A 13362-nucleotide genomic window follows, 5' to 3' on the forward strand; every position below is an offset into this window, starting at 1 on the left:
CAATTCGTATTCAAACGAAACTAAATAACCAGTCGCCGGTTGATTTCCGACGACTGGCTGCTTAACTTGAAAGGTGTTTTGATCCCTGTCTCATGAACGGGGGTCAGTCCCGTATTTACTGGCGATAAGGCTTTTTCTATGTTAATACTTGTCGCTATTCAATACAGTTACAATGACTTTACGTTCAATACCATACGTATTATCGAACATCGTGATGGTTGTCGTACCTTTGCTGATTCCTTTAATGACGCCTTCTGGCGTGACCGTAACGATGTTGTTATTAGCAGAATGCCACTCTAGCCCGCCAATAATCGAGTCGCGCATACTAGCAGGTAATATCTTCAAAATTCTACTGTCTTCTAGATTCATTGTACGGCCTTGCTTCAGCTGCGGCACGGAATCCGGAAGTAGAATATTAATGATATTGATCTGCTTCTGAGCCTTCAGTTCCACACCGGCTGGTGTCATCACCTTCACGACAACGGTAACTGTCGCGCCATCCGTCCACCCCGTTGTGACTGACCCTGTGCTGCTATTTATACTTGTTGTGGTAGACTCATTGTTTACCAAAGACCATTGCGGCGTGTAGATGAAACCAGGAATACCCGCAGCACCGACCCAGTTGAGGACAAGATCATTAATGGAATTACCTGCTCGAACGTTCGTGCTACCACTAATTTCGGGTGCACGGTTCTTTATAGTAATTGGCAGCTCATCCTTAATGATCCTGCCATCCAGCAGCTCCACGCTTACAACCACTGTAAAACTACCTGGAGCAAGTGCTTTGAGGTCTTTCGTATACGGGCTGCCTGTAGAAGTGAGTTTGCCGAAGTCATCAGCATCCCCGCCCTTCAGACTCCATGTTGGGCTCGAAATAACACTGTCATCCGTAATCATTGCATGATTGGTCTGTGATTTCCACAGTTCCGCATCTAATTTCACGACATCACCGACGCCAATTGAGCTGGCATCTTTGGTCAAGGATAGGACAGGTGTTTCGATCGTAATCGTTATATCTTTGGTGATCTCTTTGCCGTTTAGCAATGTCACCGTAACGCTAACGGTTACTTCACCAGGAGTTGTGGCTCTTAGTGTATTCACACTCTGCTTGGCTGCTGTATCGGATAGCGTCGCATGTTTCTTTGCTTCCTCTGGATCCGTAAAGCGCCAAACCACATTTTCTACCACACTAAGCCAGTCTGTGATCGGGGAGGCATTCAATGCCGACTTCTGTAACGCCGCTGTCAGTTGCACCGTATCGCCAATACCAATTGAACTAGTCCCCTTTAGAGTGAGTTCCGGTTCCTGAATTGTAATCGTTACTTCGTCGGAGAGCACAGTGCCGTTTAGCAATGTCACGGTTGCTCTAACCGTTACTTGACCAGGAGCTAAAGACTTTAATGGATTCACATTCGCTGTAGTACCCGTTAGAGCCGCCAGCTTCAATGCCTCGACTGGTCTCGTGAAACTCCAAGCTACGCCGCCTCGCGTCATACTGCTCCAATCCGAAATTGTCGAGGAATTGGATGACGACTTCTGTAAGGAAGCAGTCAGTTGCGTTGTATCGCCTACACTAGTAGTACCGACCTTGTCTAACGAAAGAACAGGGTTTTCAATATTAACTGACAATTCCTTCGTGAGCACAGTATTGTCCAGCAGACTAACTGCTACGACAATTGTCACGTTCCCTGGAGCAAGAGCCTTTAGCTCATTCTTAAGCTGCTTCCCTGTTGTAGAAGGAAGATTCACAAGATTCTTCCGATCCGACTCTTTAATATTCCATGTAACGTTCTGTATGACTCGGTCATCTGTTATGCTCGTATCATTTGTCAGCGACTTCTTCAGAGTTGCAGTGAGCGAAGCGGTATCGCCAACTGTAAGTGAATTAGCCCCCGTTAATGAAAGGACAGGATTCGTTATGATGATATCCTTCGTCGCTTCATAATTTGTCGTCACCTTGGAACCATCAATCGTTGAATCATATGTGGTCGTCTCTAGTAATGTGAGTGTAACTTTTCCCGCCTTAAGACCCGTCAGAACCGTTTGCTCACTTTCACTGGAGCTGAGCGACCCGTCCTCAGGTCGATATACCGTCCACTTGATACTGCTTACCTTCTCGCGACTCGGTTTTACTAGACTGCTCGATAGGTTGATCGCCATACCGGCTGTTACCGTATCATCGCCGATAATGTTCAAACCTGATTCCAATACAGTGACCTGAGCGGTCGCCGTCTTCCCAGTAATCATATCCGTTACCGTAATGGTTGCTGTGCCTCTTGAAACCCCAGTGACATAACCGTTACCAGCAACAGTCGTAATAATGGTAGCGACATTCGTATTCGATGACGTCCAATTAAACTTAGGCGTCGCGTCCACAGGTGTATAAGTCGGAATGATCGTCGCGGTGTCATACACAGTAGCACCGGAGCTGTCCTTCTTATTCACAAGAGTAACGTCATTAAGGCTGATGCTAAGGTTAGTTAGACGCACAATCGAATTAATCGAATACGTATCGAAAGGAAGCGTCGTCGTCGATGTTCGTCCTACATCCTTAAACGTAAGACTGGAATTGTTCAGCGGCAGCGTCCCTGTAACCATCGGTTTCACCGTAACATCGAATGATAGTGGTGACGCCGTATAGCTCTGCCCATTAGCAGCAAGGGAATACGTAATGGTGCTTAAATTTCCGTTTAATTTATAACCCGTGTTAATGTCTCCGCTCTTCGTTAAGCCTGTAGGCAGGGTGCCGACAATCTCTAGTCCGGCAGGCAGTGTCTCCGCGAAAGCAATCCCTTGGATCTTCAAAGTGGACACGTCGACAGATCCTGATTTCGCAATCGCACTAGGTGTTGCCGTATACGTCATGGTTGCCGATGTTCCCTTATCCAGCATGAGCTCGGAACCAGAGGTCAACCCGGAAATTGTACGTTTAACAGTTAGATTGGAAGACACTTTCTTCACTTTAACCGGGATCGACTTCGTAATCTTCGCGCCGGTTTTGTCAGTAACCGTAATTTCAATGGTGAGATCACCATCTCCAGTGAAGGGGTTCACTATCTCTTTGTTAATCGTAGAACCTGAGACAGCCGTTGTATTCGGCAGCGTTACCGTCTGCAAGCCCGATCCGTCATTATACGAATACTTGATCGAAACCGATAAATTACGATCCGCAAAATCGTAATCCTCCGGCATGAAGCTGAGGTTGATATTTTGATAATTCGGAATGAAGTTGTCCTTCAATGCCGAGTAATCAAGCGGGTTGTACACCGTCAGCATTGGTGCATGGTTAGATCCCATATAAGCACGATACATCGTATTGACGAACAGCTTTTGCTCCCACACCGGAAAGCTGTTGTTCGTGTGCCCAGTACCGGAGTACGTAACATTCCCTTTGGAATAGGTATAGTAATGGTTCCAACTGTCATCTTCATCGCGGTTCGAACCAATAATGTTGTACCAAGGCACAACCGTCTTATCTTCCAGATCGAGCGTGAAGTATTGGTTGTGCGTTAACGCCACCTCTGGTGTCGTCGTGTTTAGATTAAAAGGGAATTGATTGAGCAGACCGTCATTAACCTTCTTCACAGCTCTCGATGTGTTCGGCGCGCTGAGACCAAGATTAGTCCAAGGCTCGATTTGGCCTGTCGTTTGCTGGAATTGGTCGATCCATGTATTGCGATCCGACTCGCTGCTTGAGAATACAGTATCATGCGTGAACATTACGCTTTGACCGGTTCTGATAAAATTGTTGACGGCATTCGCAGTTGCCATAGTAATGCTGGCGCTGGAATTATAGGAATCTGCGAAACCAAATATCAGCATGTCATATAATCCGTTCAGATTGTCTTTCCCTGTGTCATTAAAATCCTTAAACTTCATTGTCGTTATAGCAATCTCGTATTCATCGGTCGATTTCAAATACGATTGGGTCAAGTTGCCGCTGTTCTTCAAGCTGCTCGTATCCGAATCGTTCGGCATGACTTGCAGCACGCGTACCTTGGTCAATTGATCGCGATACCGGAACACGCCAGTCTCGTAGCTCTTCAACTTCGTCGTCTGATCTACGATTTCGAGCTTCCAATAATAGAGTCCGGAATAGCCTTTAGGCAACACGTAAGAAATCTCACTATCTTCGCTATTATTCGTCACGACCGAGGAAGCAACAATTTGGTCATTGCCGAACGTTACCGCTTGGTCGAGACCAAGATATAAATTCGCCGTTAATCTACCGTCTCCGAATCTATTATAGTTCGACACGTTGAAATGAAAGGATAACGTATCTCCGGCATGATATAGAGCAGAAGAGTCAATGAGATAAGAGCTTGGTTGACCGCTTAGCACGAGATTCGGCCGTTGATTCAGCAAACCGTTTGTTTGCTTGCTAAGGTCAGCCAAACTCGACAATTCTGTCGGTTTCAGAAAGACAACATTATCTCTGCCGGCTGTCGAGTACGGCGCAAACGTTTTGTACAAATTCCCCGTAGTATTTTGATACAGCAGACCGCTCTTCTTCGAGGAATCATTGTAAATAAATACAGGCTGTCCCTTGGTAATAAAATCATTTACAATCTCGTTTGCCTTAAGCATTGTAATGTCGTTCTCCAAGCCCTTCGTATCATGGGCAGCTGCTCGTCCGCTCGAAGTTGTCTTGGCAACTTTGGTAGGGTTGAAGGTGCCTTTACCCAAGTAAATTCCATCGTACTTGCCATCGAGGTCTCCACGCAGGGCGACGAATCGCTTCATGCTCATGGTTTCGATTGAAATATTCGGCAGCGATCCAAGAACGGGCTGCAGGTCCGATGTTCCGCCGCCATCTGTAATTTCTAGAAACTTGGTCACATTTTGGGTGAAGCTCAGCTTCGCTGCATTATCACTTTTATCTGACTCGGAAACGGATGCAAAGAGCTGCTTCGTATCTGAAGCCAGCTTCACGTACCTCTTTTTATTCCCTATTGTAGCTACTAAATAGTCATCCTCAATGCTGAATTTCTCACTAGAGCTAATAGTAGAAGCAGTTGCCGCCAATGCCTTATCCGTCTTTGTAGCGGTCACATATTTGCCGGTCGATTTGGATTTTATCGAATATGTACCATCACTGTTATTGATCCGCTCAAACTGCTCCGCTGACGTGCCAATGCTTGTCACGCTAGCGGTTAGTACATTATCGGCACCGACCGTTATGAACTTCGTATCAGCCTTGATTGCATAATAGACCGTCCCGTTCGCATACGCATCCTTCAAATAAAGTCCAGGAATGATAATTAGCGCAGCAATCATGCTGATAAAGAGCAGCCTGATTACCAGAGACCTCATCTTCAGCCTCTTACTTGTTCTCCTACTCATCCTAGTACTCTTTCTCGTATCCATAGCTTTCCCCCCTGTCATAGGTTTACTTTTTGCTACAATTTGATACAGTTCTAAAGGACTACGCTCAGTTGACTATATTATACATAGAATCCCGGAAGAAAAATAGATAAATATGTTAATAAAAATCCCATATTGTCTAATAGAACTAGGTGTGTGTATAATTACCTTATCAGAGGCAGGATTTTCTAGTTTTTCGAGACTGCTTGGAATGAGTTGGTAGTTCTTCGGCGGTTTACTGTAGGTATATAGTCCTAGTTTATTGTCGTAAAAAGAAAGATTTTGATACAGTTTGTCATGAGGGGATGGATAGAGATGAGTACCGTGAAGAAGAAGCGGCTGGGAGACCTCCTCATCGAGAGCAATGTCATTTCCGAAGAACAGTTGCAGCAGGCATTGCGGGAACAAAGTAAGACGAAGCAGAAGCTTGGAGACTTGCTCATTACACAAGGATACATAACCGAGCAGCAGTTATTCGAAGTATTGGAATTTCAACTGGGCATCCCACATGTCAGCTTGTTCAAATATCAGATCGAGCCTTCTATTACGCAGATTATTCCCGAGAGTATGGCCCGCAGATATCAAGCCATTCCGATTCATAAAGAAGGCGGCAAGCTGCTTGTTGCGATGGCCGATCCGCTGGACTATTTCGCTATTGAAGAGCTTCGAATGTCCACGGGTTTCCGAATTGAGCCGGCGATCTCCGGCAGAGATGAGCTGCAACGAGCCATTGCACGGCATTATGGCTTGCAGGACTCCATGTCACAGCTTATGGGCGAGCTGCCTTCGGCCGACGAAATTCGAGAGACTGAGATTACGGATGAAGACTCCCCCGTCGTTCGACTGGTAAACCAGATGATTCAACAGGCTGTCCAGCTTCAAGTTTCCGATATTCACGTTGATCCGGGTGAGAACAATGTGAACATTCGCTACCGGCTTGACGGTGTACTTCGCACCGAAAGAGTTATCCCTAAACAAATGCAAGGCTTTATTACGGCGAGACTTAAGATTATGGCGAAGCTGAACATTGCCGAACGCCGTTTGCCGCAGGATGGCCGAATGAAGATGCAAGTCGACTACAAGACAATCGACATTCGGGTATCCTCGCTGCCAACCATTCATGGTGAGAAAATCGTACTACGTATTCTCGATCTAAGCGTAGGCGTTAAAGCGCTCGATCAGCTCGGCTTCAGCAAGCATAACCATAACGTATTTAAACAAATGATCGAGGTTCCTTACGGTATTATTCTCATTACAGGACCGACAGGCAGTGGTAAAACAACGACGCTCTACTCTGCCCTGCAGCATCTGAATAATGAGGACTCCAACATCGTTACGGTTGAAGATCCGGTGGAATACCAGCTCGAAGGCATTAACCAAGTTCATGTAAACCCACAGATCGGGCTCACCTTTGCAACAGGCTTACGTTCCATTCTCCGTCAAGATCCGAACATTATCATGGTCGGGGAGATTCGGGATTCGGAAACTGCAGAGATCGCCATTCGAGCATCACTCACCGGACATTTGGTCCTGTCGACGCTGCATACGAACGATTCCGTCAGTTCCATCACAAGGTTCCGTGATATGGGTATCGCGCCATACCTGATTGCATCCTCTTTGGTCGGCGTAGTCGCCCAGAGGCTTGTCAGACGCGTATGTCCGGACTGCGTGACCGAGTATGCACCTTCTGAACAGGAGACCATATTCCTGCAAAATCACGGCCTTCATGCGGACAAGCTTTACAAAGGAACCGGCTGTGGTACCTGCAATCAAACCGGCTATCGCGGAAGGGTCGCGATCCATGAAGTGCTTGGCATCAATGACACCATTCGCCAGCAAATCGGTCAAGAAAGCTCCATTGAGGACTTGCGCAAAGCAGCAGAGAAGAACGGATTGATCCAGCTCATGGATGATGGACTGGAGAAGGCGGTCAGAGGCATTACTTCCCTACAGGAAGTGCTGCGAGAGACAGTATCCCATTCGTAAGGAGGCTGGATAATGGTCCAGGCCTTAGAACAGATTACAAACTTGCTGCGGCAAGCTCATGAAAGCAAAGCATCCGATCTTCATATTTCAGTCGGGTCTCCGCCTGTTATGCGTGTTCATGGTACGCTTCACCGACTGGGTGAAGAGGCAGTCACCGTAGAGAATTCCAGAGCAATGGCAACCGCTCTCCTCAACACCGAACAGGTAGAGCATTTTGACCAAGCCGGCGAAGTGGATTTCTCTTATGAGCTGGAAGGCTACTCGCGGTACCGTATCAATGCATTCCGCCAGCGAGGTAAGGTTAGTATCGCGATCCGTACGATTCCAACACGCATTCCTTCGCTGGAGCAGCTACAACTCCCGCCTATAATTGAGTCGTTAGCCAATAAGCATCAAGGGCTTGTCCTGGTTACCGGCCCAACGGGTAGCGGCAAATCTTCAACTCTGGCAGCCATGATTGATTACATAAACCGAACACAGAAGAAGCATATCGTTACGTTGGAGGACCCGATTGAGTTCCTCCATACCCATTCCGCTTCGGTTGTCGATCAGCGTGAAGTCGGCAACGATACGAAGAGCTTCAGCAATGGGCTTCGGGCCGCGCTTAGGCAGGATCCAGACGTTATCCTCGTCGGTGAGATGCGCGACTTGGAGACAATCTCCGCCGCTGTAACGGCAGCAGAGACGGGGCATTTGGTTTTTGCAACCTTACATACAACAGACGCTCCACAAACGATTGACCGAATTATTGACGCATTCCCTTCCCATCAGCAAGGACAGATCCGTACACAACTTGCGGCTGTACTGATCGGGGTTATCTCACAGCGATTGCTGCCCCGTCCAGGCGGACAAGGCAGATCATGCGCGACAGAAATTATGATTAATACACCAGCTGTTGCGAATTTGATTCGTACCGAGAAAATTCATCAGATCAAAAGCGTCATGCAAACAGGACGTGCTCAAGGTATGCATACCCTTGACGCTTCGATCAAAGAGCTCTTGCAAACAGGACGTGTCGATCCGGCTGCAGCGAAAGTGTACATGACTGAAGGTGCCTACTAATGGCTCAATTCGCTTATCAAGTCAAGACAGGCGGCGGCAAACTACTCAAGGGCAAGATGTCAGCGATGGACAAATCGACTGCGGTCGAGGAGCTTCGTAAACGCGGACTTGTCGTCCTCTCAGTGGATGAGCATCGCAACACGATTCTATCGATGGACATCTACATTGGTAATCCGGTCAAAATGCAGCACTTCATTATCTACTGTCGCCAGTTCGCTACACTGATTCGTGCAGGGGTTACGATTCTCGATGCTACCGGCATTCTCGCTCAGCAAACAGAGAGTAAGCCGCTTAAGAAAGCACTGGTAGAGGTTCATTCGAGCCTGCTTCGCGGTAATGCATTCTCTCAGTCGGTTCAGGAGCATAAGCGCATCTTTCCATCCATGTTCACCAATATGATTCGCGCAGGCGAAGAATCCGGTGATCTGGAAGGCACGCTCGAGCGGCTCGCTGTTTTCTTCGAGAAACAGCATACGACTAAAGAGAAAATCAAATCCGCCTTAACTTATCCGGTCGTTGTCGGGTTTCTCGCAATCGCAGCCGTCATTTATTTGCTCAAAGCGGTTGTACCCCAATTCGTTAATATGTTTGATTCCATGGACGCCGAACTACCGGCCATTACCAAGATTGTCATGGCGGTTAGCAGAAGCATTGAGAACCAGTGGTATCTATGGTTGTTAGTTGCCGCACTACTTGTAATTGGCTATATTACAGCCAAGCGCACCGAAGGCGGCGCCTATGTCATTGATTTTATAAAGCTGAAGATGCCGATCTTCGGGAAGCTCTCGCAGAAAGGCGTCATTGCACAGATGTCGCGGACAATGTCTTCTCTATATGCAAGCTCGGTTCCGATGCTTCAGTCCCTCTCAATTGTCGAGGAGGTCGTATCGAACCGGGTAGTAGGAAAAGTCATCCGCAGCGCAGGCGATTCCCTTCGCCAAGGTAAACCGCTCTCCGATCCACTCAAGAAATCTTGGGTATTTCCACCTCTAGTCACCCAAATGATTGCGATAGGTGAAGAGACTGGCTCACTAGATTTGATGCTTTCGAAGGTCGCGGATTTCTACGAGATGGATGTAGAGAACACGGTCGATCGAATGAAGTCACTTATTGAACCCTTATTACTCGTATTTCTCGCCGGTGTAGTCGGAGTCATCGTAGCAGCAATCATGCTGCCTATGTTCAGTCTATATGGTCAAATGGGTTAGACAAATTAAGTAAACCAAATTCAGGGAGGAATTAAAATGGTAACGAATGTATTGAAGCGTGTGAAGAAAGAAGAAAAAGGATTCACTCTGATTGAATTGCTTGCAGTTATAGTTATTCTAGGAGTTATTGCAGCGATTGCAATTCCCTTAATCGGTAATATTCTAAATAAATCCAAGGATAAATCTGACTTCCAGACGGCACGCCAAGTTTATGATGCTGCTCGATTATATGTTACTAATGAGTCAAACGGTACCTTTACTTCTACAACTTCAACTGGAGTAAGTGTAACAATTGCTCAAATGGTTGCAAAAGGTTATCTGGAGTCTAATATTGCATTACCTAGTACGAAAGATACAATTATTGCTGGTACTGTTCAGTATCAACCAGACGGCGATCTGCTCTATGTATTCCTAGATACGGGTACAACTGGTGCCACTCCAACTCATGTGAATCATTGGTATAAGGGCACTGAAGTGTTGGCAGGCGAAGGAACTGTAATAACTACAGCAGCTCCGACAACTCCATAATGCTCCTACACAGGAACCGGAATTCGTTCCGGTTCCTCTCTTCATTTCATATAGAAAGTAGCCATGCTCAATGACGGTTGCCTTAGCCATCTACTTTTTCACCCTCGGCCTTGTATGCGGTTCGTTCTTTAATGTCGTCGGCTTGCGCGTACCTGCAAAAAAATCGCTAATACACCCGCCCTCCCATTGCACAAGCTGCAGCACGCCACTTAGGAAACGTGATTTAATCCCCGTATTCAGTTATCTGTTTGCAAGAGGCCGCTGCCGACACTGCGATACGTCGGTTTCTCCCGTCTATCCGATTGGGGAAGTGCTTACCGGCCTACTATTCATGTACATGTACATTCAGCTTGGCGTAAGTTTAGAGCTTCTAATCGCACTGCTGCTTGTCAGCCTGTCCGTCATCATTACTGTCTCCGATCTTCGATACATGCTTATACCGAATAAAGTACTTCTGTTCTTCTTACCATTATTTCTGCTTACTCGTATACTCCATCATGACCAACCGTTCTGGCATTACTTATTAGGCGCTTTAGTTGGAGGCGGAATACTGCTCCTCGTGAATCTCCTCTCTCGCGGCAAAATGGGATTAGGCGACGCCAAACTGTTCTTCGTATGCGGCCTTGTTGTTGGATTTCCGCATATTCTTGTTGCTATGCTATTAGCATGTCTAGCTGGTTCTATCGTCGGTGGCACATTGCAGCTACTTCGTATTGTTAAACGAAAACAACCGATTCCTTTCGGTCCGTTTCTCGCTTTAGGCACACTTGCTGCTTATTGCTACGGAGAACTGCTGATCGATGGGTATCTGAACATAATTACCTAAATGGGATGTGATAGAGATGATAACCATTGGCTCCAAACAAATCGGTCTTACGATTGAACAAACCGGTATTCGATTCGCCGCCCTGCGCAAGAAGAAAGCTTGGGAGCTTGACCGCAAAGGCTATCTGCCACTAACGCAAGGCGCCATTGTCGATGATCAATTTATCAATATCGACCCCATCCGAGTTCTATTCAAGAAATGGATCCTTCGCGAGAAGCTCGGCGGTGCAACGGTCACTTTAGCCGTTCCTACTTCGCAAATCATCGTACGTAAAATGCGCATCCCAACGACCAATGCCAAGGAACTTCGACATTTGATCGAGCTTGAGGTCGAAACGACGCTCCATTTACCATTTGAAGATCCGATTTATGACTTTCTTCAGATCGGTAAAGATGAGACAAGCACCCATGTTCTAATCTTCGCCGCACCGCTCAAGTGGATCCGGACTTCGATCGATCTCATGCAAGATGTAGGATTACGTGTTAAAGCTATCGCCTTCCCAGCTGCAGCCTTGTTGAAGGCGCTATTCACACAGCAATCGGAGAAAACAAGTGAAACGATGGTCATCAACATTGGCGAAACGGGCCTTGAGATCTTCATGTTCCATGAAGGCAGTCCCATCTTCATGCGTACCATCAATCTGTTCGAGAATGGCGATCATCTTCCCGGACAATTAAATGAGTTCCAGCTTTCGGATCTCACTGCCGAAATTTCGCGGATACTGAACTTCTATCAGTTCGGTCTACACGAAGGGGCTTCTCGTATTACAAAAGCTATCGTCGCAGGACCTCCGGCCGCCCAGGAAGCATTACTCACAGCACTCCGAGATTCGCAGCCAGATATGTCTATTCATGAAGCTGACTTCCATGCATTTGAACCCGGAGCCTTAAAGGACGAGCATGGTGCATATCTGATTCCAGCCGGTTTGGCGCTGCCAAAGGATCCTACGTTTAGCATTGACCTACTTCCGAAGGTGAAGCATGAAGCGCGGCTCGTTCCGATCGTTCTTACAAGTGTTCTAGCTGCTTGGATACTCATTATGACACTGATCGTCTATAGTTTTATTAGCAACCATGCCGAAATCGCGGGAAATAAAGATAAGGTTCAAGCCTTAAATGACCAAATTGCATTAAAGCAGAACGAATTAGCTACAGGAGCCTCCTCAGGCCAGTCTAATCCACTGACAGAAATCGAGAACATCAAGAAGCATCAGCAAGATGTCGTCGCGATTGTAAAAGAGCTGGAGCGGAAGCTGCCAAGCGGAGGAGAAATCCGGACTCTCGGTTACACGGAGCAAGGACAGATTGCGATCAGCGCCAGCTTTAATACGATGAAGGATATGTCCCGTTTCTTATTTGATCTGCATCGCATGTCCTTTACACAGGATGCCGGCATGCAGAGCATGTCTAAAGGAGAGATTGCGGCAACATCGAGCTCCGATGGCGAGATTTCGGTTTCTAAGCCATATACGGCTACATTCAGCGTCAAAATGAAGTCGACTGAGGAGGATAACAATGGAACAACTAACTAAAAACCGTTCATTGACCATACTCCTTCTTGCCCTATTGTTCCTTGTAATGTTTGCCGTCTATTCTTACTTGCTGAAGCCATCTACGGATAAGATCACTAGGCAGCAAATCGAACTTGAAAGTCTCAACAACCAATACGGATTGCTTAACAAGAAGATCGCTGAGAAGAAGAAAGCAAGCGACGAATACTCGAAAGAAAACGTTCAGCATGCACTCCCGCTATGGGATAATACAGAGCAGCTTCTGCTAGATTTACAGCAGATTGAGTCCGTCACCGGCGCTGAAACGTTAACTGCGAACTTTACGCCTGATCGCGATGGGGATCAAACGACTGCCGGCGAAAATGAAGCCGAAACGAACGCAACCGACACAGAAAGTAAGAATCCTTTTGGTCCTAATGTAAAGAAACTCAAAGTAGCCACAGTCATTAAAGGCCGCTATACCGATGTCCTTCGTTATATTGAAGAGCTACAGAAGCTCCCAAGGCTGATATCCATCGACTCGTTTGACGTAGCCAAATCAGGCAGCATTAACGCTAACACCAAACCCATTTCGGCTAACATTGTATATACCGCCTACTTTGATCCATCCTACAAACCGCTCGTAAATAAGCTAGTGCTCCCTTTTGACGAGCAATAATGAAAAATCCGCCCTCCGACATACAATGACGGAAGGCGGATTTTTTAAGTGCTAAAAAAGCAAAAAGCCCAATCTCATGTTAGCGAGATCGGGCTTGGATGTTGTAAATATGGAGCGGAAGACGGGAATCGAACCCGCGACCCTCGCCTTGGCAAGGCGATGCTCTACCGCTGAGCCACTTCCGCAAGTAAATATGGTGCGCGTAGAGGGACTTGAACCC

The 13362-nt window shown here is 46.9% G+C and carries 8 protein-coding genes and 1 tRNA gene; 7 read left to right on the forward strand and 2 right to left on the reverse strand.

The features are described from left to right. Nucleotides 1-141 precede the first annotated feature (141 nt). Complete coding sequence (locus AC50Y3_RS30030) at nt 142-5313, reverse strand: Ig-like domain-containing protein (protein WP_494822326.1); 5172 nt, start codon at nt 5311-5313, stop codon at nt 142-144. Nucleotides 5314-5679: 366 nt separating this feature from the next. On the opposite strand from AC50Y3_RS30030, the gene AC50Y3_RS30035 reads away from it, so the two are divergent. The 7 genes from AC50Y3_RS30035 to AC50Y3_RS30065 all read left to right on the forward strand — a co-directional run bounded on the left by AC50Y3_RS30035 (nt 5680) and on the right by AC50Y3_RS30065 (nt 13142). Next, nucleotides 5680-7350, forward strand: a complete 1671-nt coding sequence (locus AC50Y3_RS30035; protein ID WP_494822327.1) for a GspE/PulE family protein — start codon at nt 5680-5682, stop codon at nt 7348-7350. 12 nt (nt 7351-7362) lie between these two features. Next, a complete protein-coding gene (locus tag AC50Y3_RS30040) occupies nt 7363-8412 on the forward strand; it encodes a type IV pilus twitching motility protein PilT (RefSeq protein WP_494822328.1) in 1050 nt (349 codons plus the stop codon). After that, nucleotides 8412-9620, forward strand: coding sequence for a type II secretion system F family protein (locus AC50Y3_RS30045; protein WP_494822329.1), 1209 nt, complete (start codon nt 8412-8414; stop codon nt 9618-9620). Before AC50Y3_RS30040 ends, AC50Y3_RS30045 begins: the two co-directional genes overlap by 1 nt. Nucleotides 9621-9656: 36 nt before the next feature. Beyond that, a complete protein-coding gene (locus tag AC50Y3_RS30050) occupies nt 9657-10148 on the forward strand; it encodes a type II secretion system protein (RefSeq protein ID WP_494822330.1) in 492 nt (163 codons plus the stop codon). Between the two features lie 70 nt (nt 10149-10218). Beyond that, nucleotides 10219-10974, forward strand: coding sequence for a prepilin peptidase (locus AC50Y3_RS30055; RefSeq protein ID WP_494822331.1), 756 nt, complete (start codon nt 10219-10221; stop codon nt 10972-10974). A gap of 16 nt (nt 10975-10990) precedes the next feature. Further along, nucleotides 10991-12505, forward strand: coding sequence for a type IV pilus biogenesis protein PilM (gene pilM, locus AC50Y3_RS30060; protein WP_494822332.1), 1515 nt, complete (start codon nt 10991-10993; stop codon nt 12503-12505). Next, nucleotides 12489-13142 (forward strand): hypothetical protein, encoded by a 654-nt coding sequence (locus AC50Y3_RS30065; protein ID WP_494822333.1) that lies wholly within the window; start codon nt 12489-12491, stop codon nt 13140-13142. Before pilM ends, AC50Y3_RS30065 begins: the two co-directional genes overlap by 17 nt. A 110-nt stretch (nt 13143-13252) precedes the next feature. Here AC50Y3_RS30065 and AC50Y3_RS30070 read toward each other — a convergent pair. Further along, a tRNA-Gly gene (locus tag AC50Y3_RS30070) sits at nt 13253-13327 on the reverse strand. Between the last annotated feature and the right edge of the window lie 35 nt (nt 13328-13362).

It is taken from the genome of Paenibacillus sp. J22R98 (genome assembly GCF_059383835.1).

Coding starts and splice junctions, on each gene's coding strand:
- AC50Y3_RS30050 (WP_494822330.1), top strand. CDS start 9,657: ATGGTAACGAATGTATTGAAGCGTGTGAAGAAAGAAGAAAAAGGATTC.
- AC50Y3_RS30045 (WP_494822329.1), top strand. CDS start 8,412: ATGGCTCAATTCGCTTATCAAGTCAAGACAGGCGGCGGCAAACTACTC.
- AC50Y3_RS30035 (WP_494822327.1), top strand. CDS start 5,680: ATGAGTACCGTGAAGAAGAAGCGGCTGGGAGACCTCCTCATCGAGAGC.
- AC50Y3_RS30055 (WP_494822331.1), top strand. CDS start 10,219: ATGACGGTTGCCTTAGCCATCTACTTTTTCACCCTCGGCCTTGTATGC.
- pilM (WP_494822332.1), top strand. CDS start 10,991: ATGATAACCATTGGCTCCAAACAAATCGGTCTTACGATTGAACAAACC.
- AC50Y3_RS30065 (WP_494822333.1), top strand. CDS start 12,489: ATGGAACAACTAACTAAAAACCGTTCATTGACCATACTCCTTCTTGCC.
- AC50Y3_RS30040 (WP_494822328.1), top strand. CDS start 7,363: ATGGTCCAGGCCTTAGAACAGATTACAAACTTGCTGCGGCAAGCTCAT.
- AC50Y3_RS30030 (WP_494822326.1), bottom strand. CDS start 5,313: ATGAGGTCTCTGGTAATCAGGCTGCTCTTTATCAGCATGATTGCTGCG.